Origin of the sequence: Micromonospora sp. Llam0 (genome assembly GCF_003751085.1) — a bacterium.
In the GTDB taxonomy this organism is placed as follows: Bacteria; Actinomycetota; Actinomycetes; order Mycobacteriales; family Micromonosporaceae; genus Micromonospora_E.
The window spans coordinates 2,407,635-2,430,577 of sequence record NZ_RJJY01000001.1 but is presented as its reverse complement, the minus strand read 5'-3'; the positions used below and the strand labels follow the sequence as shown (position 1 = coordinate 2,430,577).

Annotated in this window: 20 protein-coding genes; 5 read left to right on the top strand and 15 right to left on the bottom strand. The window is 67.5% G+C overall.

Translation table 11 applies throughout. From position 1 onward, the window contains the following. Window positions 1-53 precede the first annotated feature (53 nt). Window positions 54-1,397, bottom strand: a complete 1,344-nt coding sequence (locus EDC02_RS10880; protein WP_148083406.1) for a hypothetical protein — start codon at window positions 1,395-1,397, stop codon at window positions 54-56. 299 nt (window positions 1,398-1,696) lie between these two features. Between EDC02_RS10880 and EDC02_RS10875 the strand changes: the two genes are divergently transcribed. After that, entirely contained in the window at window positions 1,697-2,176 is a 480-nt protein-coding gene (locus tag EDC02_RS10875) for a hypothetical protein (protein ID WP_148083405.1), read from the top strand. Between the two features lie 217 nt (window positions 2,177-2,393). Here EDC02_RS10875 and EDC02_RS10870 read toward each other — a convergent pair whose 3' ends face one another. The 5 genes from EDC02_RS10870 to EDC02_RS10850 all read right to left on the bottom strand — a co-directional run bounded on the left by EDC02_RS10870 (window position 2,394) and on the right by EDC02_RS10850 (window position 8,027). Continuing rightward, complete coding sequence (locus EDC02_RS10870) at window positions 2,394-3,275, bottom strand: hypothetical protein (RefSeq protein WP_123601840.1); 882 nt, start codon at window positions 3,273-3,275, stop codon at window positions 2,394-2,396. A gap of 105 nt (window positions 3,276-3,380) precedes the next feature. After that, window positions 3,381-4,472, bottom strand: coding sequence for a hypothetical protein (locus tag EDC02_RS10865; protein WP_148083404.1), 1,092 nt, complete (start codon window positions 4,470-4,472; stop codon window positions 3,381-3,383). A gap of 99 nt (window positions 4,473-4,571) precedes the next feature. Beyond that, window positions 4,572-6,068, bottom strand: a complete 1,497-nt coding sequence (locus EDC02_RS10860; protein WP_123601838.1) for an ATP-binding protein — start codon at window positions 6,066-6,068, stop codon at window positions 4,572-4,574. A 147-nt stretch (window positions 6,069-6,215) separates the two neighbouring features. After that, window positions 6,216-6,962 (bottom strand): hypothetical protein, encoded by a 747-nt coding sequence (locus EDC02_RS10855; protein WP_158632132.1) that lies wholly within the window; start codon window positions 6,960-6,962, stop codon window positions 6,216-6,218. Between the two features lie 414 nt (window positions 6,963-7,376). Then, window positions 7,377-8,027 carry a hypothetical protein gene (locus EDC02_RS10850; RefSeq protein ID WP_123601836.1) on the bottom strand — a complete coding sequence of 217 codons (651 nt, stop codon included), beginning with the start codon at window positions 8,025-8,027 and terminating at the stop codon, window positions 7,377-7,379. Window positions 8,028-8,630: 603 nt separating this feature from the next. On the opposite strand from EDC02_RS10850, the gene EDC02_RS10845 reads away from it, so the two are divergent. The 3 genes from EDC02_RS10845 (at window position 8,631) to EDC02_RS10835 (ending at window position 11,689) form a co-directional block, all read left to right on the top strand. After that, complete coding sequence (locus EDC02_RS10845; RefSeq protein WP_123601835.1) at window positions 8,631-9,524, top strand: hypothetical protein; 894 nt, start codon at window positions 8,631-8,633, stop codon at window positions 9,522-9,524. A gap of 465 nt (window positions 9,525-9,989) precedes the next feature. After that, entirely contained in the window at window positions 9,990-11,105 is a 1,116-nt protein-coding gene (locus EDC02_RS10840; protein WP_123601834.1) for a hypothetical protein, read from the top strand. A 122-nt stretch (window positions 11,106-11,227) separates the two neighbouring features. Next, entirely contained in the window at window positions 11,228-11,689 is a 462-nt protein-coding gene (locus tag EDC02_RS10835) for a hypothetical protein (RefSeq protein WP_148083403.1), read from the top strand. A gap of 148 nt (window positions 11,690-11,837) precedes the next feature. Here the strand turns inward: EDC02_RS10835 and EDC02_RS10830 are convergent, their stop codons facing one another. Together EDC02_RS10830 and EDC02_RS42335 are read right to left on the bottom strand one after the other, a co-directional pair. Next, the gene (locus EDC02_RS10830; RefSeq protein WP_123601832.1) at window positions 11,838-12,584 is read right to left on the bottom strand and encodes a hypothetical protein; all 747 of its coding nucleotides are present in this window, start codon (window positions 12,582-12,584) and stop codon (window positions 11,838-11,840) included. Between the two features lie 166 nt (window positions 12,585-12,750). Next, window positions 12,751-13,086 carry a M23 family metallopeptidase gene (locus EDC02_RS42335; RefSeq protein WP_255500156.1) on the bottom strand — a complete coding sequence of 112 codons (336 nt, stop codon included), beginning with the start codon at window positions 13,084-13,086 and terminating at the stop codon, window positions 12,751-12,753. A gap of 263 nt (window positions 13,087-13,349) precedes the next feature. Between EDC02_RS42335 and EDC02_RS10820 the strand changes: the two genes are divergently transcribed. Then, window positions 13,350-13,832 (top strand): hypothetical protein, encoded by a 483-nt coding sequence (locus EDC02_RS10820; RefSeq protein ID WP_148083402.1) that lies wholly within the window; start codon window positions 13,350-13,352, stop codon window positions 13,830-13,832. A 417-nt stretch (window positions 13,833-14,249) separates the two neighbouring features. Here the strand turns inward: EDC02_RS10820 and EDC02_RS10815 are convergent, their stop codons facing one another. The 7 genes from EDC02_RS10815 to EDC02_RS10785 form a co-directional block, all read right to left on the bottom strand. Then, window positions 14,250-15,347, bottom strand: coding sequence for a M23 family metallopeptidase (locus tag EDC02_RS10815; protein ID WP_123601829.1), 1,098 nt, complete (start codon window positions 15,345-15,347; stop codon window positions 14,250-14,252). 75 nt (window positions 15,348-15,422) lie between these two features. Further along, on the bottom strand, window positions 15,423-17,828 hold the full coding sequence (locus EDC02_RS10810) for a site-specific integrase (protein WP_123601828.1): 2,406 nt from the start codon (window positions 17,826-17,828) through the stop codon (window positions 15,423-15,425). After that, window positions 17,821-19,008 carry a tyrosine-type recombinase/integrase gene (locus EDC02_RS10805; protein WP_123601827.1) on the bottom strand — a complete coding sequence of 396 codons (1,188 nt, stop codon included), beginning with the start codon at window positions 19,006-19,008 and terminating at the stop codon, window positions 17,821-17,823. The genes EDC02_RS10810 and EDC02_RS10805 overlap by 8 nt, the downstream gene beginning before the upstream one ends. Continuing rightward, entirely contained in the window at window positions 18,908-19,903 is a 996-nt protein-coding gene (locus tag EDC02_RS10800) for a M23 family metallopeptidase (protein ID WP_123601826.1), read from the bottom strand. The genes EDC02_RS10805 and EDC02_RS10800 overlap by 101 nt, the downstream gene beginning before the upstream one ends. A 152-nt stretch (window positions 19,904-20,055) precedes the next feature. Further along, entirely contained in the window at window positions 20,056-21,168 is a 1,113-nt protein-coding gene (locus EDC02_RS10795; protein ID WP_123601825.1) for a hypothetical protein, read from the bottom strand. A gap of 173 nt (window positions 21,169-21,341) precedes the next feature. Continuing rightward, window positions 21,342-21,572, bottom strand: coding sequence for a hypothetical protein (locus EDC02_RS10790; protein WP_123601824.1), 231 nt, complete (start codon window positions 21,570-21,572; stop codon window positions 21,342-21,344). 81 nt (window positions 21,573-21,653) lie between these two features. Further along, window positions 21,654-22,943 (bottom strand): IS701 family transposase, encoded by a 1,290-nt coding sequence (locus tag EDC02_RS10785; protein ID WP_123604700.1) that lies wholly within the window; start codon window positions 22,941-22,943, stop codon window positions 21,654-21,656.

The following is a 22,943-nucleotide window of genomic DNA, read 5'->3' as shown; positions in this document are numbered from 1 at the left end:
GCGATCCCATCTGCGGGTGAAGGCGTCAAGACAACACCTGGCGGTCGGGACGATCAGGCCCAGACTATGGCCTCCTTGGCGAAGCACGGCCAGGGCCGGATGCCGGCAGGGAACTCACCGCTGAGCATCGCGGCGATCTGCCGGCTCCAGGTGCCTAGATCGATCAGCTCAAGCATCAGCTCCGCGATCGCGGCGAGGTTCAGCGACGTCGAACAGAGCCGGTTGCCAGACCGTGCGGCGACCTTCAACAACGGCTTCGCGGGGTTCTCAGTGCCGTCGAGGCGCTGCAGCCAGGAAGCTTCGACACCGGCCTTGGCCAGCGATTCGATGATCTTGTCCGGGTTCATGCAGACGGCGAAGAACATGCCGTCGGCGATGAGGCTGGCCGCGACGTTGGCTGCGATCGGGTAAATCGCCCAGGGTGGGCGCACGAGGGTACGGCCGGCCTGGTCGATGCTCAGCAGCGTCAGCGTGTGCGTGGGGTCGTCGGTGCCGATGCGGCGGCGGACCCGGGCGAGTTCGGCGCTGAACCGGATGCTGAATTCCTCAGCGGTGTACCGGCCGGCGGCGGTGAATTGACTGGCCGCCACGACCGCGCGGCCGGATGAGACCACGCCGCCGGCGATCCCCGACCGCGCGTGCGCCAAGCCGAGGATGTCACGCAGGCCGGCCAGGTTGCTGCGGTAGTCGATTGTGGTGCGCACCGGTACGTAGCCGCTGGGCAACTCGCCTGCCTCGTCGGAGAGGACTTGCGACGTGTCGGCCAGCAGCCGCTCCTGGGCGGGAATCCGGTATCGCTGGTTGGTTTTGATCTCCCGGAGCCAAGCCCAGCCGTCACGGTCGAGGACGGTGACGTCGCCAACCCGGATCACGTTGGTCAGGTCGTGGTGCAGCACGAACTCGCGGTTCTCGCGCCAGGCCGTCTCGATGAACTCCAGCTCTGCGGCCAGGCCGGTCTTGCCGAACATCGGGCCGGGGGCGTCGGCTCGCGACAGTGCCACGATGATGTTGCGCTGGTAGCCGAAGACCTTCCAGGCAAGCGCGTCCGCGATCGACTTGAGCTGGCGCCAGATTCGCTCGTAGACGTCACCTTCCAACGCCCAGGATGCTCGGTCGGTGCGGTCGAGGGCAGTTCCGAGTTCGGGCGCGTCGGCTGTGAGGTTGCGGTGCTTATCCAGTCGTTTGATCTGTTGGCTGATCGCGGCGCGGTGCTTCTCGGTGTCGAGAACCATGCCGCGGAGCCGGCCCTGGAAGTGGTACATGTCCTCGGCGGAGCGGCAGGCGCGTAGCGCCTGGACCAGGTCGATCAAGGCGTGCAGGGTCTGCTGGTGCGCCGGATGCGTCAGGATGACGTCGATCTGGTCGCTGTCCGCGCGATCCATCAACGTGGCGCGCACCGTACCTCCTGCACTGCCGACGGGTTGGCATTCGCATCATCGGTATAGCTCACCGTGTCGGCAAACGAATTCGCCGCTGCGGATCCTCTGGCTGCAGCGTGCTGCGAGGTAGTGACCTGCTGGGCACGACGTCCGGATCGGCCGCGAAGTGGTGCGGCCCATTCTACTGTTGATCGGCGGCTGCACCGTCCCGTGCCTTGGGCAGGGAGAGACGGATGCCGCCAGCGGTGACCGCCTTTCCGGAGGTCGTCGCCCTCCGTGGGCGGTTGCGGCCCGACTGCTGAATTCAGCAGCGTGGCGTGCCGGCGGCGTACTCGGGAGCCGTGGGCTTTGAAGAGGACTGGCTTCATGTGATTCCGGAAGCCGACCGGATTCCCAGCATCAGGGTCGCGGTGGGTAGGCCCGACGGTGACGGCTGGACTGCTGGTCACGACCTACTGTTCCCAGCGTGCTCCATCAGCAAGCATGTCGCCGCGTTCGGCACGCTGCGGCTGTTCGTCGCTGCGGCGATCGCTTTCGACATCGACGTCAATGCTTGCCTGTCTGCTGCCGGGGCCGGAACGGTGACTGTACGTCAGCTGCTGGTCCGCATAAGCAGATCACCTTTTGTGATTGTATGCCAGCTTAGAGTAGTCATCATGGATGCAAAAAAGCACTGTCGTGTCGCGATCAGCGACCGGCTGGGCCCGGGGCAATTCCTGTCGGTCACCTTGGCTGCAGCCGGGAGGCGACTGGTGACCACCATGTCGTTTGCGTACGACATGGTGGTCACGCCTTGACGTCAGCGGTACCAGTTCCATCGGCCGGTGGCGGCGGTGCGTCGGGTCGATCGGAAGAGGCGTAGGCGATCACTGTTGCCATCGAGAGCTCTTCTCGCTGGTACACATGGGACACGCATCGCTCAAGAGCGCCCGCTATCGGCAGGGCGGTGCTCCTGGTGGTGCGTCAGCTGGTTGTTGCGGCGCTGGCGCTGGCACCATGACCGGGCTCGGCGTGCTACTCGGGTTCGCTTGGCAGGGGCGGTGTGGTGTTGAGGTCGTCCCATTGCTCGCCGGTCCAGATTTGCCATCGGCCGCCGTCGTCGGCGGGCATGCTGGCGTCGAGTTGGCGAGCGAGTTCGGTGCGGTCGGCGTCGGTATGGACGGGCTTGGCAGTGGCTACCGCCGGGGTGTAGAAATCGTCGCCGAGTGGGACGAGCATTCGCAGGGCGATGAGCCCGGCACGGGTGGCTTGACGGACTCGCAGGTTTCCCTGGTATTCGTCGAGTAGGGCGTCGAGGACTTCCTCCTCGTTGGGTTCACGATTGGATCTGGTGCGACACAGCGCGACGAATGCTCGAAGTTCCTGCGGTCTGAACCGCGAGTGTGGTTCCGCGTCGTAGCTGGATGGTCCGCCGACTCCGCTGTTGCGGATGGTGCCGACCGCGTCGCGACCGAGCCGGAGGGTGGCGTTGAACGCATGACCGTCCGGGGTGTCGATGGCCCGGTAGGAGGAGATCCGCAGGTTGCGGAATTCGGCCGGGACGCGCAGCCCGCTGTGGGGTAGGGCGATTCGCTTTCCGGTGTCGACTTCCTCGTAGGGATCACCGGTTAGGGCCTCGGTGAGTGCGGGATGTAGCTGGCCCAGCTGGTTTTCGGCGCGGGTGTGCACGGCGAGACCGATGACGGCCCGGTACAGGGATGCGCGTGTGGTATCGAGGTAGCGGACAAGGTCGGACGGTGTGCCACTGACCACGGTGGCGGTGGTGAGGTCTGTCCGGTCGCCGATTACGAGGGCGAGTCGGTTCGCGGCGTCGTCGCCGAGCGCGGTCCAGAACGTGGTGTCGTCCGGTCCGACCACCACGATCGGCGGCTGCTCTGCTGGTAGTTGGTAGTGCATCGGTGGCTCCCTTTTGCATCGAGTGACGTTCCGTCCTCGCCCAGTGCGGGCGACGCACCATGCGGGCGGGATGGTGGTGCGGTGTTGACCAGTGGTGTCGTGCGGTCAGGGGTTGGCCGGGGTGTTCGACTGTGGGGTGTCGGGTTCGGGTGGCCATGCGAAGTCGTCGAGGGGGAAGGCGGCTCCGGGCAGCGAGGCCAGGGCGGGATGCGCTTGTGCGTACTCGTGGCGGCTGATGCGGCCGACCAGCAGTGAGTCACCGACCGCGATTCGCGGCAGGATCGTGTGGGGTATGCGGTCGAGCCGCAACGGACGCGGCAGGACGTCGGCTTCCGCCAAGAGATGCCCGATGTAGATGGTCATGCGGAGACGGGCGACAGCGGCGGTGAGTGGGTCGATGTCGACTCCGTCGACGCTGGCGAGGATCCGGTTGGCTGCCTGCGCGGGTGGTAGGGCAGCGCCGCCGATGATGGGTGTACGTGTGGTGACGGCGCGGCTGGTGATGGTGCCGGTGGTCCACCACCGCCACAGGTAGTCGACCGCTCTGATCAGGAAGTGTCCGGTGCCGCAGGTCGGGTCGATCGTGCGGATCAGCCGTTCGTGGCGGAACTCGTCGACGGCGGGGACGAGGGTCTCGTCGAGGATGAGGTCGGCGACCCAGTACGGCGTCTGGACGAGGGCGTTGGACGTCCGCCGGTCGTCATGCAGGACCGGTAGCAGGTCGCCGATGGGCCAGCCGGTGATGGAGCCGGGTGCTGTGCCGGTGGCCGGGTAGGCGAGGCTGGGTGCCTCGTCGGCCCACCAGTCGATCAGCGTTGTGCACGCCGCCGGGCTTGGCGCGCCTGCCCACAGTGCCGGCTGGTAGGCGGGGTGCAGTAGCCATTGTGTGGCCGGGTGACGGGCGAGTTGCTCGAACGCGCGGCCCAGCCAGACGGTGCCGCTGGTGGGGGCGCGAGTCAGGCCGTCGGGGGCGCGGCGCATTAGCGGACGGACAAGGTCGTGGTCTTCGGCCCACGCGGCGACGCAGGACATGTACACCCAGGCTGCGGCGACCGCCCGCGGCGCATTCTCGGCGCGGTGTTGGCGTGATGCCGGGATGGGCCGGTCCGGGTTGAGGGTGACGGTCGGGGCGAGAGTGTCCACGTGCGTGAGTAGCCGGCGTCGGAAAGCCCGATCGTCGGCCGGGTTCGAGGTCATGAGGATGCCTCCTGTTTGTGGAATGCGAAACGCCACCCGGGTCCGGGTGGCGTCGACGTGTGTCGGTGTGGTGCGGAGAGGACCGTTCGGGGTGTCGTATTACGCGCTGCGGCCGGTGTGCAGGGTGACGGCCTCGACCAGGTCGTCGTGCTCGGGCCGCTCCCGGCCGGCGAGGTCGGTGATCGTCCATGCCAAGCGCAGGATGTGCGACGCTCCGCGTGCGGTGACGGCGCCAGCGTCGACCTGGGCGCGTAGCGGCCCGAGGTCGCTGATGGCGTGCCGGCGCAGGCTGGCTCGCAGCGCCTCGGTGGGTACGTCGTGGTTGGCGGTGACGCGCTGGGTCGCCCAGCGTGCGACGGCTGCGGCCCGGGCCTGTGCCACCCGGGAAGCGACCATGGCGGTTGGTTCTCCCGGCGCGGCCTCGGGTGGCGGCATCGGGGAAAGGTTCGCCCGGATGGCGACCCGGTCGAGTAACTGTTGCAGGCCGCGCAGGTGCCGGCGGCGCTGTGCCGGTGTGCAGGCGCATTTGTCGGCGACGCCGCACGGGCAGTCTCGGCTGGCGAGCAGGAGTTGTGTTCTGGCGGGGCGGGTGACCGTACGGCCGGCGCCGGTGAGTACGACCTGTCCGGAGCTCAGGGGCGGCAGCAGGGACTCGATCGCCAGGTTGGTGAACTCGGGTGCCTCGTTGAGGAACAGCAGGCCGCCGTGGGCGAGGCTGATCGCGCCGGGCCGGCGATGGCTGCCGATCAGCGCCGCGGCGGTGCTGGTGTGGTGGGGCGCCTGCCACGGCGGCCGGCGGAGGACCTGCACTGGCGGGGGCAGGAGTCCGGCCGTGTGGTGAAGGTGGGCTACCTGCCGGCCGGTGTGGTCGTCGAGGTCGGGCAGCAGGCCTGGCAGTCGGTGGGCAAGCGTCGTCGTCGCGGCCGTCGCCGGGCCGATCAGCGCGAGGTGGTGTCCGCCGGCGGCCGCGATCTCCAGGACCCGGCGGGCGTGGTGGTGCGTTGCGGGCACGTCGGCCAGGTCGCCGATCGGCACGCCTGGCGTCGGCCATTGCGTGTCTTCCCCTGCGGCGGCACGCAGCGTGTCGACCAGTTCCCGCAGATGACGTATCGGCCAGGCGGTGATGCTGGGGACGGTGGTGGTGACGGCCAGGCTGGTCGTTGCGACCACCGCGACTCGGAACGCGGCAGCGGCGGCGCAGGCCAGCCGCTCCGGTAGGGACTGTGGGGTGCGTAGGCTGCCGTCCGGCCCGAGTTCGGCGAGGACCACGAGTTCCGGCAGGCGGTCGGTGGGGAGTTGGCCGGTGGCGGCGAGCAGTGCGACCGCCAGGGCGGCGTCGATGCCGAAGTCCGCGGTTGGCGCATCGGTCGGGAAGACGTCGAGCCGGATCGGGGTGGCGGGCCAGCGCAGGCCGGCGTTGACCACGGCTGCGCGGAGCCGGTCCAGGGTGGGGACGAGGCTGGCGGAGGGCAGGCCGGTGATGTCGGTGGCCTGCTGCGCGGTGCCGATGCTGGCGCGGATGCGGATCATGCGGACGGTGCCGCTGGTGGCGGCGACGGTGGGGACGGTCACCACCGTGTGGCTCGGTGTGTTCACCGTTGATCTCCTGTCGTGGTTCGGTCGTGGGTCAGGGGCGGCGCGTCAGGCCTGCGCCTCTGCCGAACCGGCAGCGGTGGGGCCTTGTGGCTATGGGTTGCGGATTCCAGGTCGGTACGCCGTGGGCCTGCCGGTCCCTGCGCCGGGTCACGGGGCGTCCGGCGCGGGGGCGCTCGATGTCGCCGGTCCGGTAGTCCCCGGCGGCTGGGTCGGTACGTCAGTGCCGTGCCGGCTCGACGGTCCGCGGTTGCGGCTGTGGTTGCCCTCCGTCGGCGCGGTGGCATAGCGGCAGGCGACGCGCTGACCGTGGTGGGTGCCAGCGCAATCGATAGCGGTCGGCCGCCGGTTCGCGTCGGCGCACTTGCGGCGTAGCTCCTGTTCGAGGTCGTCGATGCGGGAGCCGAACAGCTTCTCGTAGTGCACCTGCTGGTCGGCCATATCGGGACTGCTCGGGTGGTGGGGGAACGCGGTCTGCCATAGGCGGACGTAGAGTCCGGCGGCGGCGCCGTGCATGGGCGTGAACTGGCTTACCTGCGAGCAGACCAGGCACAGTTCCGCCGCTGTCGCCGGTCTCGTGTCGGCGGCGGTGGCGATGCGTTCCAGCAGTTCGGCGGCGTGGGACCGGTACACGAACTCGCTGGTCATTCCCGGGCCGATGTCGCGGGGACGGATGAGGCTGAACGCGTGGTACAGCGCGTCAGCCTGGTCGGGGTGACGGCGGGCGGCTTTCGCGATTTCGTCCTCGGCCCAGTCCATCATGTCGGCCGTTCCCGTGACGTCTGCGGTGACTGAGGCGATCAACGCCGTCAACGCGTCGTCGTCGGTGTTTCCATGGCTGTCTGGCGGCTGGGTCGTAGCGGGTTCAGGTTGGTGCCGTCGGTCGGCCATTCGCACGTCCATCCTGTTCGGATGGACGCTGCGATCGACTGCCGGCCCGTAAGGGTTGAGCAGCCGATCGCAGCGCCCATAAGGGGTGTTCAGTGGGTCGGTGTGGCGGTGGCGTCAATGCCTAGCGATCTCCGCTGGTGGCGCGGACGGCGCTGGTCATGTGGTGTGCGACGGGCGGCGAAACGCGTCGATGTCGTGGCCGGGCCGCCGGGATTTCTGGTCGATGGAGAACGCGTCGGTGCTGAACCCTCTCCGTTCGTAGCGGTGGGCGTCGAAGGCGCGCGGCGACGCCGTCAGTGCGGTTGTCTAGCGCCGTCGTCGCGACCTGCGATCGCGTCGCGTCCGTCGATCACGACTCAGCGACGACACCGGTTTGAGTCGCGACCCCCGAAAGCAGGCCGGCGGTGAGCGGTGAGCGACTCAGAGGGCCGTTTCGATCTGGCTCAGGACGGTGTCGTAGTCCTCGCTGTAGTTCTGCTCGACGACCTCGCGTAGGGTCTCGGCTTCACCGGCGAGATAGCTGGCGGTGGCGTTGACGACGAGGTTGAGTGCGTCGCGGAGGCCTTCAGCACCGGCGTCGACCGCGTCGAGAATTTCGTCGGATGCCTGGTTGAGGGCCTCGTTGACCTGGTCCCTGGTGAAGGACTGTTGCGTCGTCCCGGCATCGGTACGCGGTGATCGCATCCGTTCGTATACCGCTGTGGTGAGCGTTTGGCCCTGTGTGGTGGATGGCGGGGCGATGCGACGCCAGCCGGACGGTTCGCAGGCCAGCCAGTGATTTTCGCCCTCGCCTTGGATGTGGATGACGTCGCCGACCGACAGTGACCGGAGTCCGAGGAGCCGGTATACGCAGGCGGCGAGGAAAGCGGTCTCGCCGTCGCGGGTGTCGCGACTGGCCTCCAGTTGGTCGAGGTCGATGTTGAAGGTGTGAAACGCCCAGTCGGCCGCTCCTTGCGCGTCGCGGCTGACGCTGGCAGCGAGCCGGTGGGACATCACTGCGACGAGTTGATGACCGTCCTGGTACGGCATGAATCGTGCGTCGCAGTTGTGGTAGATGGTGAGGGTCGGCATGATGCTCCTCTGCATTGTTGTGAACCGTGCGGATACAAAAGGGCGGATTGTTCGGCGACACCGGGGATCAGCCTGCTGGTAAGGTGAGGCGGTTGGATTGTTTACTGTAGGTTCGCGTTGAAGATGGCGGAGCCTGCTTGGTTGAGCTGGGGTTGAGTCGGCGTTTCTCGCCGTTGTGTCGGTGGTGTTTTCTCATCGGTCTGACGGAATCCTCGTGATCTTGGTCTGTTCCGGCGCGGAGGTTGTAGAGCGCAGGGCTGACTGTCCGCCCGGCGGTTAGCGGCGGCGTATCCGTTACGGTTGTCGGGTGCGTTACTGCTGAGTGGAACGCCTGTATGGTCCGCATTTGGGGCGGGCGTTCGCGTCGGCGTAGCGGTGCAGCAGCTCATGGATGTCTGGCCGAGCGAGGTAGTCGAGCAGGTGTTGCCCCCGGCTGGTGGGAGCCATCGGTGCGTTGCAGTGTGGTACTCGTTGCAGGATGGGCGCGCCAATGTCGGCTTCGAGGCGCTGGATCCGCAAATTTGACGTGCGTACCTTCACGGAGCTCGCTGGACTTCGCCGCGCGTCAGCCAACGAAGTAGGTGACCCAGCTAGCCTGCTGGAGTGGCAGAAGACGATGCGGCACCTCACTTCGACCAGTGGTACGACGCGGCCGTAGACGTCGGCGCTGAGGGCAACCAGGCCTTCTTCGGCCGGGAGGTGCTCACCGGCCTGGTGCAGGGGATCCGGGACTTCCAGGAGCGCCGTCAGGAGCGCTGGGAGCAGTATCACGGGCCTGGCACTACCCTGCTGGGCTGCGCGATGTGGATGGACGACTCGGAGTTGCTCGACGAGATTGCCGGCTTGGAGGCGGCCTGTGTGGTGGTCACCAAGCAGCCTCGGGGCAAGGGTCTGCAACCGTCGGCGCTGCCCGATAAGCTGCGGCGCCTCGCTGAGTTCAACAAGCGCACCCACGGACTGCCCGTTGAGTACTTTCCCCAGTTGGAGCAGCTAACGACCCTGGTCGACGGCAAGCCCCCGATCATCGGTCCCGGCTGGACTCTGCCAGACCAGGACCGCACGATCCCAACGGTGCGGACGATCGGCTTCCGCAAAGGTTTCGGCGGGAACGGGAGTATGCCGCCGCTACTGCACGCCAAGCTGGCGTTACTCGGCCGGCTGTGGGATCACGACGAGGACGACTTGGGCCCGGCCGACGTCACTCGGTTCACGGCGAAGCGGCTGTGGGTCGGGTCGGCGAACTTTACCGCAGCGTCTCGGCGGAGTCTGGAGTTCGGATTCTGGACGGAGGAGCCGGTCCTACTGCGAGGCGCCGAGGAGTTCCTACTGCAGCTGATCGCAACATCTGAGGGGATCGATCCGGACGCCCACGTGCACGAGCCGCAGCGAAGATTGCCTGACTACGACGACGCGGCAATGGCGGAGTGGGCGGCAGAGCTGGACCTGGACGCGTTGGCCCGCGAGGCTGACGAAGCCGAGAGGCCGCATCGGCCCTGACAGGCTAGCGACCGCCCGTGTGCGGGCGAGAGTCAGGTTAGCCGGGGTCGAACGCTCCGGATTGATCTGCGCGGCAAGCTGCTCGCGGCCTCGGCGCTGTTCGGCATGTCGACGCCCGCTCACCTCAGGTCGGCTCCATCAGCGCCGGGACAACCGGGTCGGCTTCCCACCACTGCGACCATGCCTCGCCTGCTTGGCGACGCTGGTCGGCTCAGACTCGTGCGTACCGAACGTGGTGCTTCACGAGGAGTGCGTCATGGGGCGGGAACCACGGTTGATGGCCACCCGCGTTGAGGACGTCCACCACGCGCTGCGCCAGCACCTTTTCCATCGCGCTCGCTGCGATGTAATTCCCCACCCGACAGAGCTCGCCGGCGCTATCCTGATCGGCTGCCCGGTCGACGGCAGCAGCGACAACCGAGCCCTGTGGCGCGGACCGCTTCCGCCACACGTGAGGCGACGACTATGACCGAGCAAGCCCGTGATCACATCGACCCCCTGAACGCCCCGCTCCCCGCCGACCAGCAGGCCCTGCTGCAGATCATCGGCGACGCCGTGCTGGCCGTTGGCACCTGGCCGATCTACCAGTACGTCCAAGCCAAGCTCGACGATCTCGACTACGACATTGACGTGGTATTCGGCCGGCTTCCGGTCCTGGCCAACGGGTACGCACCCGCGCGCCGAGATCGGACCGGTCACGAGCAGGAGCTGGTCAAGCTGACCATCGCCGGTATGGCGCATCTGCCGGCGATGGCCTCGACTGTGGACATGTTCCTGCGGGTCGTCCGCGAGCTGGCCGAGCAGCGCGTCAAAGCGGTCTACGACCCGACCAAGGTCATCACCGTCGACGTCCCCGGGCGTCAGCTCATTGACACCCTCGGCCTCACCGGCGAGCCCCTGGTCGACCTGCTGCCGGAACTGCTGCAGGGTGAGCCGTCAACCTGGATCGGCGCCCGCGGCACCAACGACGACGGCTGGTTCCACCAGCCCAGCACGTTCATCCGGCGCTTCCGCACTGTCAACGACGTCAACGACTACCTCAGCCGCATGCGCAACTGGCTGGCTCCGGCCGCCCCGGCCGCGATACCGCAGCCGACGTCCCCGCTCGGCCTGGTCACCGCCTTCGACTACCTCGATGTCGTGTGGCGGCTGCGTTTCGGACGCAAGCTCGTGCATGTGCCCAGCACCGAGCGGGCCGCGAAGCTCGTCTTCGAGGTCACCAGCTCGGACGAGTTCACCGACCGGCTCAGCGCTCTTGGCGAGATGTTCAAGGCCCTGGACGTACCCGGCACGGGCGCCGGGCCGTTCGACCGGCTGCGTAGCCATCTGCCCAACCATTTGCCCGACGAGGCGATGGTGCGTGTGACGGCCGCGCTGGACCTGTTGCAGAAGGTCACCCACCTCCGCAATGCCGGTCAGCACGTCGGCGCGGCAGGAAAGGCGGCGCAGGCGCTGCCGGCATTCGGCCTCTCCTATCCGATCACCAACTACCAGGAGGCATGGTGGGCGGTGCAAGCCCATGTCATCTCCGCCCTCGACACACTCCGCGAGGAGGTGCAGGCCACTATCGCGGACGCGTAGGGCCGACTCCCTGTGGCTCGTGCTCCTTGCGCCAGCGCGAAGTGGGTCTTACTGCCGAGGAAGACCTGCGCTCGCGTAGTAGCCGACCTGGCCAGCTGGACAGGATACGGGACGATGTCCGCATGGCTTGGGAATGGGTTCCGGTTGTGACGGCCGGCGTGGCCTCCTCGATCGCGGTCGGAGGGACGCTGTTGGGGGCCCGTATGGGACATCTGCACGCGGAGCGGCTGGCGAACGCGCGGCTTCAGCACGAGAGGGTCCTGGCTGCCGATGCACGTCGGCAGCAGCGCCTATCCGAGGCGTATGTCGAGCTACTCGACGTTGTCGAGGGCGTTGGCTATTGGAGTGCGGCGCTCTACCCGATGATGGATACGGATCCGCCCCAGGAGCTGCCGCCGCTGCCGTCATTGGAAAAGCAGGTTCGAGTCCAAGCGCTGGTGACCGCCTACGGCTCGGAGGCCGTCCGTGAGCTTCACCGCGATTGGACGAAATCGATGGTCCACATCCGCGCGGCCGCTCAGACCATCCGATACGTGACTGCCGAGATCGACATGCGAAAGACGGGTCTCGGAACCGAGATGTAGGTTCTCGGCGATCTTGTCGGCGGACAGCTGGCTGACCTTGGGCCGCGTCGGGAGTTCTCACCGGTTTGTCGGTCGTTCTTTCTCATCGATCTGTCGTTTTCTTGGCGGTGCCGTCAGATCGAGCGAGAGGCAGGGCCAGCGATCCGCCTCAGCGAAGTTGACGCAACTTGTCAGATCCCGAGCGGTCTCGTCGCCCGAGGATGCTTGCCAGTTCTGCCAGGGTTTTCTCGCCCAGCATGGAGGGGTTGGTCGCTATTGCCTCGAGCAAGCGCTTGACCTGATCGGACGGGAGTTCTGCCAGCGAGCGCCTCAACTCCGCGGTGCCTTCGCCATCGACGATGTCGGCGCTAGTAATGAGCCTCATCTGCTCGTCGCTATATGCTCGAGCAGCGAGGGCTGCTAGGTAGCGGGCCTGCGCCTCTGCACTCGACATGTTGGGGCGGTCTTCTTCCGACGCCTCAGTCAGTTTCTGAAACGGCTCGACAACGGTCCCCTCCATAACAGGGGCCTTCTTCTGTGCCTTGCGTCGCGAGCGACGCTCAAGCATCTTGGCCCGCTGAGCGTCGATGGCTGGACGAGCCGTTTCCCGCCACCACTGCTCTGCGAGGGGCTTGGCTTTGGCGATCCCACGGTCGATCAAGTGGGAGACCAGGACAGCGATGGCCTGGGCTAGTTCTTCCTCTTCCCGAGTTCGGCGGCGCTGTTCGACGGGGACGTAGACCGTCTCGGTGACGACAAGAGGCTCGGGCTCGCTTCCGTCGTCGGGGATGAACCGAGCGCTGCCCTTGAGGTTGCCCTCGCTGTCGAAGAGGTTCTGGTGGAGGCCGCCTTCCTTCTTCTGTCCCGGGGTGAGGTCGTCGTCGTCCCACTCGTAGTGCCCCTTGATGCGCCCCATGTCGCCGAACTATAGTGCTGCACGCAAGGATCCTTGGAACCCGCCAACTTCACCGGGACCGGGTGGGCTGCCGCCGCCGCACCATCGGCCTCTCACCGATCTGTCGGAACCGACAAGTACACCGACAGATCGATGAGAAACCGAAAGATCCACTGAGAACCTACATTTACGTGGCGGTCAGATCGATACCGCGTATCGCGAAAAAGCCAACGGGGTCAACGGCGTTGGACTCGGTCGCGGGCTGCCCGGTATGGGTTTCCAGGTGTAGGTGAGGTCCGGAGGAGTTGCCGCTGCTGCCGATGTGGCCGACGATTTGGCCGATGGCGACCTGCTGGCCTACTTCGACGGGCGGGCGGCGGAGCATGTGGCAGTAGCGGGTGACCGTTGAGTCGGGGTGCAGCAGTTCCAGGTACCAGCCTTCTCTGCACTTGATCTTGGGAGATGCAGCTGAGCCGGGGCCGTGAAGATCGTTGTCGCTTGTTCGTCGGCGACATTTTCTCAAGATCGTGTCGTTTCGCGATCTTGGCTGCTCGCTTTGGGCGCGAGTACCGCCGTGTGGGCAGTGCCGAGCGAACTGGATGCGGAAGGTCCGCGTCGACGCCCACGCCGCCGAGATGGCCGTGGACGAAGCGATGCGCGCCCGGTTGGGCTACCCACGCGGGTCAATGCCGTGACACGATCCTTCGCATGACGAGCCCCTTGATTCCACGGCGCCGCTCTTGCACCCAGGTCTGGGCTAGTGTGCTCATCTTTCTAAGTGCGGCCATGGGCATCGCCGTGGTGGTAGTCGCCGCTACTGTGATCGGATCAATCAACGAGCAGTTCGATCGCAACTACGGGAGTCCCCCCACGGGGGCGATGACCTTCGGTGTGGCCATCACCATCATCGTGAGCGTGCTCATGATCGCCTTTGGTATGTGGTACTACTTCGTGGGCTCGCGCACCGTGTCAGCGGCCGTGAACGCCGCCTGGGTGCTGCTCGGGATCGTGGTGTGCACCGCCTTCTTCACGCCGGGGTGGTTCACCGGCGCCAGCTTGTACTCGGATCCTGGCGGCTCTGGCATGTTCAGATGGTTCGTCTTCGTCAAGCTGATTCCGAACTGGCTTCCGACCACCGCGCTCATCCTGGCCATCGGCAAGGTGGTCACGTTCTTCGCCGCGGCGTTGGTGCTGTCGGTGGCGCGCTCACGAGCCGCCGCCCCGGCTGTGCCACCCGCTCCAGCTGGGCCGCCGATCGCTCGAGGGTGAGGCTGCGGAGTTTTCACGACGCGACGATCTTGTTCGCGGCGCCTTGTCGAGCATGAACAAGATCCTTTCGTCAGAGCTGAGCCTGGCCAACCAACAACAACGCCGCCGTGGTCCGCAGCGATCTGGCGCAAGCGCCAAGTTCGGCGCCAAATCGTTGGGACGGTGCCAAGATCACTGAGGACCTACAGTCACACCGGCCTGGCCTTCATCAGCTCCTCAACCGAAACCCGTTCCAGCGTGGTCTCTACCAGCGCTCCATCGGCGGGCGATACGCCACTCCAACGGATGCAGGGCGACTACGAAGCGCGGTGGACACGGTAGAATCCTCACCGAACGGTCACCGAGTACCACAACGCCACCCCAACGGTTTCTCAACGAAATGACGGAACCGAAAGATCTAATGAGAACCTACATGCCTCATGAAGCGGGGTTGGTGATGCCGACGCTGCGGAGGAACGCCACGGGGTCGATGGCGTTGTCGGGTGTGGCGGGGTTGCCGTCGTGTATCTCCCAGTGGAGATGGGGTCCGGATGAGTTTCCGGACGTGCCGACGAGACCGATGATTTGCCCGGCGGTGACGTGCTGGCCGACGGTGACGTGGGGTTGGACGAGTTGGTGGCAGTAGCGGTGGACGTGTCTGCCGGTGAGGATTTCGCTGTAGTAGCCGCATCCGGCCACGGCTGGTGATCCGTCCTGGTCGCAGGGGTAGGGCTTGCCGTTGAGGCTGGCGTTGCAGCGGACCGTGATGACCGTGCCTGTGGCGGCGGCCCGGATCGGCGTTTCTTTCGGGGCGGTGATGTCGATGCCGTCGTGACCGGGCCGGTCGGTGGTGCGGAAGCCGGAGACGATGGGGTGGCCGGGCAGCGGGTGGGTCCATCCGGCGGCCGAGACCACGCTGTCGTCGCAGGTGGCAAAGCCGCCAGCGAGGGCGGTGATGATCGCGGTGGCCCTGGGTTCGTGTGTGGCGTAGGCGTCGGGGTAGGCCGATCGCTGAACGCGTTGGGCGACGTCGGTCAGCGGCAGGGACTGCCAACCCGTGATGGTGATCATCTTTTGGTAGAACTTGGTTGCCGCGATGGTGGGGGTCATGAGTTCTGCCACGGTGCCCCATGTGCCGTCGCCGTCGGGTGGCAGGGGGCGTTGTTGGAACAGGCCGACGGAGTCGTGGTCGTGTCCGACGCCTTCGTGTGGCTGCTGGAGTGAGGCGGGCACGTTGCTGTTGGCGAGGTTGCGCAGGTTGCTTTCCTGTATCGCGGTCGCGATGGCGATGACCGCGGCTCGGGCGGGCAGATTGAGCGCAATGGCGGTCTGGTGGATGGTGACGGCATTAGCTGCCTGCCGCGCGTCTAGATCGGACAGATTGGGCGGGTTCGTGCTCGGTGTCGTGGCTGCTGATGTCGGAGTGGTCGGTGGGATGCAGGCGTTGGCGATGGTGCTGAACAGCAGCGCGGGGGTGCAGATGAGTAGCAGCAGGCCGCCGAGGCCGGCGGCGATACCGATGCGTAGGGGTGTCATCGCCGGCTCTGGGCGTGGTGGGGGCGGCGGGGGTTGAGGTGAGGGGTGGTCGTGGTGGTCTCCTCGGTGCGTGGGTCAGGGTTCGTGGGGTGGGCCGATTGGGATCGTGGGTCCGGTGGTGAGCCGGATGGTCTGCGTGCGTTTGCGGCGGAGGTGGTCCAGGGTGATGTCGATGCCTTCGATCTCGCCGAGCCACTGTTCGGCCTCGGCGCGGGCGCGGCGGTCGTGCAGGTCGGCTTCGATGGTGTCCAGGCGGGGTAGGGCGTCGGGGTGCACGTGCAGCATGGGGCAGCGCAGGCAGGCGTGTTCGTGGGCGCAGCCGGTGCCGTAGGGGCGGCCGCAGTTGCCGAGTTCGACCTTGCGTTTGTCGAAGTGGGTCTCGAACTCACGCCATTCGTCCTTGGTGGCGGGCCGGTATTCCTCCGTTGGTCGCAGGGCGCGCCGGTTGGCCAGGAAGGTCTGGTAGTGGCGGACGAGGTCGTCGTCGAAGACGGCGACGTAGCCGCGGGTGGTGTTCAGGTCGAGGTGGCCGAGCAGGGCGGCGCCGATGTGGATAGGTAGCCCGTTGTTGACCAGGTCAGTAGCGAACAGGCGGCGGAAGTCGTGCGGTGTGAACCTGGAGTGGCCGAACTCGGGGTGGGTCGCCGACAGGTCGTGGCACAGACGGGCCAGCATCGCGACGGCCTGGTGTTGGCCCAGTACCTGTCGGGCGTGGCCGTGCCGGCGTGAGAACAGGAACGGCATCGGATCGGTGTGGACGCGTTCGTTGTAGTCGTAGCGGGGCAGGATCGGCACCGATCCGGTGGTGTCCTGGTGGCGGCGGATGATCGCGGCGATGACGGCGAACAGTTCACCGGACATGGGGATGATCCGTTCGCGTTCGGTCTTCGACGGGGCGACTACCAGAAGGCCGATCGTCTCTCCGTTCGGCCGCAGGTAGCGGCGGATGGACAGCTGTGTCAGCTCCAGGGCTTCCTCGATGCGGCAGCCGGTGTGTCGTAGCACCTCGACCAGGGCCCAGTCCCAGAAGCAGGCGTCTTCGATCAGACGGACGTTGCTGATCTTCCCGGTGGCAAGGTCGCGGGCCCGGATCGGATCGTTGGCCTTTCGCTGCTGGTCGTAGTCGGTCCAGACTCGCTCGTAGGCGCGGCCCGCGACGGTGAACCGCTGTCCGGGTTGCGCCGCGGTGGCGGCGGCGAGTAGCTGCCGGTGGTTGGTCAGGCGGTCCTCGACGTGTGCGACCAGGACGGGCAGTAGGGGTTGGCGGGAACGGGTGCGTTCCTGGGAGCGTTCGATGCGTCTGCGGTCGCGGCGGGCGCTGCCGGCCAGCTCCCGGCCGGAGATCGGGCAGGGCGCGACCCAGGGGGCCCATCGATCGGGTTCGCTGGCCGACCAGGTGTGCAGGTCGAGGTAGAAGCTGCGTACCGCCAGCAGGATCGGGTCGACCGATAGTCGTTCCCGTCCGTCCTCACGCAGCCGGATCGCCTCCCGCCACTGCTCATAGACGTGATCGGGGATCTTCAGGTCAACGATTCCGGGTAGCAGGTGCTCGATTTTCAACCAGAACAGGCCGGCCAGCATCCGGGACAGGTTGCGCATGGTGCTGTAGTCCATGCCGAGTTCGCGGCGGGTCAGGTAGTCGATCAGCAGTTGGCGGACATCGCGGTTGGCGATCGGGTACTGGTCGACCAGTTCGGTGACGGTGAGCTGGCCGCGTTGCCCGGCGGCGTTGATCGTCGGCGGGGTGCCGGGCGGGAAGTGGCCGGTCTCGGCCAGCATCGCCCACGCCAGCCGCGCGGAGAAGCTGCTGCGGTCGCCGCTGCGATACAACCCTGCTCCGCTGTCCCGGCACTGCCACGAGTAGGCCAGAAGCCCTGCCGGAGTCAGCTGCGCCAGCGGGATGCCGAACACCGCCAGCACCCGCGCGATATCGAACAACGCGGTCGCCTTCGCCGCCTTGCTGGAGCCGGTTGCGGCGATCGCGGCGAAGTAGGCGTCCAGCGCAGGATCGCGTTGAGCCTGGCGGAACATCTCGGCGAACCCGGCCGCGTGGGCGCGGTTGACCGCCGCCAGCCGGGGCCGGATGACACGGAGGCTGATCAGCATCCTGAACGCGTAGATCAAGCGGGCCTGCGGCAGCGGCTCCAGCCCTGCGCGAGGCAGGCCACCGTCGGCGAAGCCGCAGCCGTCCCACCGCTGCTGCCAGGTGTCGCCGTCGAACCCGCCGAGGAAGCGCAGCAGCCCTCGCAGGTCGCGGCGGCGCTCGGCGAGTGCCCGGGGCGGTCCGGCCCATACCTGTTCGGCCAGGTCGCCCAGCTGCTGCTCGTTCGCCTTCGACAGGTTCCCGTGGGGCATCGCCGCAGGCGACGGTGCCGGGACATCGGGGACTATCCGGCCTCGGCGGTAGCGGCTGCCGTCGACCAGCGACGGATCCACCGGCAGCGTGCGGTGCACCTTACCGGTACTGGTCAGCTCAGCCACCGAACACCACCGCCACGTCCTCGGCCGTGTACCCGGCCGCCGGACGCATCTGCTCTACCCGGGGTCGGCGGAAGTGCTGCTGCAACCGACTGAACAACTCGTCGATGTCGGTACGCACATAGCGCAGGGTGTCGGCGATGTTGCGGTGCCGAAGGATCGTCTGCACCTGCGGCAACGTCAGTGCCGGGTCGTTGGCCATCCGGGTGGCCGCCGTGTGCCTCAGGTCATGAAACGTCCAGTTGGTGCCCAGCCGCGTGTTGACCCGCTGCAACATCCGCCGCAGAGCCCAGTACGACAGCGCGCGTGGCTCGCCGCGCAGGGTCCGCCATACCGGCTGCCCCGGTGCGGGCAACCCCGCCTCGTCCAAGTACAACGCCAACAGCGTCAACGCCTGCGGCGACGCCGGCACTGGTTCCACCAGCCGCGACCCTTTCGACACCACCCAGAAGCGTTGACCGGCCCAGTCGATCCGATCACCAGTCAGCCCGAGCAGTTCGCTGGCCCGCGCCGCTGACGACACGAACAGCGCCATCAGCGCCTGATCCCGCACACACGCCAGCGCCGCGAACAACTCATCCCACAACGGATCTGGGATCGCCCGCGGCGGAGCATCGGGCTGCTTCTGCCGCAGCGGTGCCCGCCGCACCACCGGCACCGGCTCCATCGGGCTGCGATGCGACAACAACGCCCTCCGCCGAAACGACACCGGCACAGGGTTGACCACTGGCCCTCGACCATGCTGGGCATGGAACGTGTAGAACGCCGACACCACCGACAACGCGTGATTGATCGTGGCCGGCGCATACCCCGCCCGCAGCAGCGGCTTGCCGGTCCTCGGATTGACCGCCGCATGGTCCGCCGTCGGGCGCCGCTGCGGGTTCGGCGCGCTGCGTAGCCAGCCCACCATCACCGCGACCTCGTCCGCCGTCGCCTGCTGCCAGTCGACCTGCAACGCGACCAGGATCCGCCACCAGCGCAGCAGATCCATCGCATATGAGCGGACCGTCAACGGGCTACAGTCCGACAGCGACAAATCCCGAAGAAACCCGCTGACCACCTCCACTTCAGCACCGGCGGCGTCAACCAACGCGAACGGCAGCGAACCGCGACCGGTAGCCACCACCTCGCCCAACTGCGGCAGCCCACCACAGCCCTCCAACAACTCCTCGCGTACACCCATCGCAGCGCCCGCTCCCATCACTCGAACCGCGAACATCGATGAGGGAACGAGCGAGAGTCCATGACGGATACACGTGCAGCTCACGGATCGTTGGTGCAGTCAACATGCCGCAGCCTCGGACGTTGACCGGGTGGCCGTCCACGTCGCAGGAGTACGGTGATCCGGTGACCAGGTACGCGTTGCAGACAACCCGGATGACCAGTCCGGAAGCGGCGGCGTGGATCGGGGTGCCTTTGGGTGCGGCGATGTCGACACCGTCGTGGCCGGGTCGGCTGTCGGTCCGGAATCCGGATACGAATATCCCCTGGACGGGCTTCATCCAGCCGCCGATGCTGATGCACTGCTCGCCGGGCCCGCCTGGGCCGGCCGGTTGGCCGGAGACGAGCCCGACGAGGACGGTCGCGTCGTTTTCCCATTTGGCGTAGGCGTCGGGATATGCCGAGCGTTGCACCGCTTGGGCGGCAACGGTCAGCGGCATCGTCTGCCAACCGGGGACGGTGACGAGTTTGCGGTAGAACGCCTCTGCCGCGTACTCGGGGTCCATGATCTGTGCGGGGGTGCCCCAGCCTTGGCTTGGTCGTTGCTGGAACAGGCCGAGGGAGTCGTGGTCGTTGCGGTCGCCGAGGTGACCGAGGTTGCGTAACCCGCTTTCCTGCAGTGCGGTGGCGATCGCGATGACCTGCCCGCGGACGGGGACGCCGAGGCGGGCGCCGACGGTGACGATGACCTGCGCGTGGTGCAGCTGTTTGGCGTCGTAGCGGTCGGTGGTGCCGCTCGGGGTGGTGACCACGGAGCAGCCTGACGCGGCACCGGTGAGGGCGAGCGGGCCGGCGACGCACAGGAACACGACGCCGACGACGATGGAAACGATCAGGGCGATGACGCGGCTGGTCACGGTAGCCGCCGGGTGTGTGCGGGCATGACGTTGTCCCTTCGTGGTGTGCCCGCGGTGGTCTGCCGTGCGGGCGCCGGTTGGTCCCGGCGTCGGCCTCGGCAGGCGTGCTGGTGGCGGACACCGGTCGGTGATCCGCCACCAGCGGCAGGGGGTTATGAGGCGGATGCCGGGTCGTGCGGGGTGTGGCCGTTGCTGGTGGCCATGAGCGCGATGCGGTCGATCAGAGTGAGCGGTGAGTCGAGCAGGCCGCTGGCTCCTGTGCGGCGGATCCACTGGACCTGCCGCAGAGAGATGTGGTGTCGTTGCGCGAATTCGGCGAGTTCGAGGTCGGGGTTGGCCTTGAGCTCGGTCCACAGCTGCCGCCAGCGGTCGTAGGAGGCCTGGTCCTGTGGCACCCGGCGGAGCACGTCGGCGGGCGGCATCGGCCCGGCCGGCAGGCCGGTGGGGTTCCTGTCGGTGTCCGGGTCGGCGTCGCTGTGTGGTGGGGTCGGGGGTAGTAGGTCGGCGCCGATGACGCGGGCCCAGCCGGGCACATCGGCTTGGGCGGTGAGCGCGGCGGCGACCGCGTCGAGATCGAGCGTGGTGGCGGCGATGTCTGCAACGGCGGGGTTGTCGTGCTGGGACCGGATCAGCGTCTCCACGTGGATGGCGAGCGCGGCGCGGCGCTTGTCGCCACGTATCTGCTGTCGGGCGATGTCGAGGGCTTGGTGGAGTGGGAGTTGCTGCGCGACCGCGAGGGATCGGGCCCGGCGGGTGACGGCGGGCTCGCGCCACCACTGGGCGATGCCGAAGGCGGGTGCGGTGACGGCGAGTTTCCCGACGGCTCGGAGCGCGTCGCGGCGTCGGGCCGCGCTGTGCAGTAGCCACACCGCGTATGCGTAGATTCCGAGGCCGCCGAAGACGACGGCCAGGTAGGGCACGTCGCGGTGGCCGATGATGTTGATGGCGACGCCGACGGTGACCGAGCCGACCGACAGGGCCCGCCAGCCGTAGGCGGTTTCGCCGAGGCGCTGCCGCCAGTCGGCGAACGCTGCCGTCACGGCTCCGCCGAGGTCGATGACGACGGCGAACGGGGCAACGAAGACGGCGCGCCACCACCAGCCGAGGCTGTCGGGCCAGGGCGGGGTTTGTACGCCGACCCAGATCTGGCCGATGGTGGAGCCGAGCGCGGCGATGACATAGAAGACCCAGGCGGTGTGTTCGGCGGCCCGGCCGCGGGGTCGGTTCCCTGGTGTGCCGTCGTGGGGGGTGGTGGTCGGGTTCATTGCTCAGCCGCCGCTGCTGCTGTGATGGTTGCGGACGTGAAGGTCATAGGGTCCTCCTGCGAGTTGACGCAGGCCCAGCGCCCCGGTGCGGGACGCTGGGCCCAGATGGGCGTAGGCGTCCCGTCAGGACGAGTGACCCGGGTGGGGTGTCCGGCGACGGGCGGTGTGGTGTTTCAGGCGGTGATGCGGAAGCGGGCGGGCCGCTGGCGGGTGCGGGTCACCGTGCCGGCTTCCGCGAGACGCAGCAGAGTGCGGCGGATCGTGCCGTGGGAGTGGCCCAGCACGGTTCCCAGTTCGTACGGGCTGAAGTCGAGGTGCGGCCAGGTGCGCATGTGGTCCAGCACCAGGGCGGTGAGCTGGCCGTCGGCCAGCCGCGATCGTCTGTTGCGGTCACGAATGGTCAATTGGCCTCCTGTTTACAGGGCAGGCGCGAGCCGACAAGCCAGCGCGGCGATCGGGCCAGTTAGTACGGCAGCCCGGGTTCGTTATGTAGATGCTGGTTGATGGATTGCCTGGTCGCGGCGGCGGTAGTGGCTGGTCCGGGCGCGTGCCTGGTGTCGACGCCGCCAGTGTGACCAGGTCAGCCAGTGGCTGATCGGGTGGACGGTGTTGGTGATCAGCTTCGCGAAGAGACGGCGGATCTCGGGCAGGGTCAACGCGACCACTGTCTGATCGGCTGCGGTGCGGTCACGGTGTTCGCGGGCTGCGATCACGGTCAGGATCGCGTGGGCGAGCATGACGAGGGTGACGTGGCGGTGCCAGGCGTGCCATCGGCGGACCTGGGGCTCGTCCAAGCCGATGGCCTTACCGGTCTGGAAGCAGGTCTCGATCGACCATCGGGTCCCGGCCACGCGCACGAGCGTGCGCAGCGGAGTTAGGCGAGCCGACCAGCAGCGGTAGAAGGCCAACTCGCCGTCGCTGATCCGGCGGCGGATCAGCAGGGTGTGCCGGCCGGAGGTCTCGTCGGCGGGTGCGGTGATGGCGATCCAGGCCCAGTCGTAGTAGCGGGAGCCTTTCGACCCGACGCCGGCGGGCAGGCGGTTCCAGGCTCGGGTGGGCAGGTCGGCGGCGAGCCGGTCAGCACGCCGTGGGCCGTCGACCGGACGGGCGGTGACCCGGTGGCTCTTCGCCACGGCCAGGACGTAGCCGATCCCCCTGGCCTGCAGACCGCGGCGCAGGTGCCGGTCACCGCCGTAGGCCTCGTCCGCGGTGACCCACGCCGCGGGCACGTTCGCGTCGAGGGCACGGGTGAGCATCCGCCGGGCCAGAACGAGCTTGGTCGCGAACTCGACATCGGCGGGGACACCGGCGGCGGCGCACCGGTCCGGGTCGTCGGTCCATGCCTTGGGCAGGTAGACCTCCCTGTCGATCAACGTGTGACCGCCCGGGGCGGCGTAGGCGAGGTATACCGCGACCTGCGCGTTCTCCACCCGCCCCGCCGTGCCGGTGTACTGCCGCTGCACCCCGACGGTGTGTACGCCCTTCTTCAGATCACCGGTGTCGTCCAGGATCAGTACCCCGCCCGGGTCGCCGATCGCGTCGATGACGTACCCACGCACGTCGTCACGCACTGCGTCGGCGTCCCACACCGCCTCACCCAACAATCGCTGCATCGCGTGCGGTGAGGCGTCCCCCGCCCGCTCCGCCAACTGCCAGCACGATCGGGTGTCCACATCCGACAGCAGCCCGAGCAGGAACGAGCGGGCCTGCCGGCGCGGTTCCACCCGCCCGAACCGGCCCGCGATCCACGCGAACCCGGCGTCGAACTCCGTCAG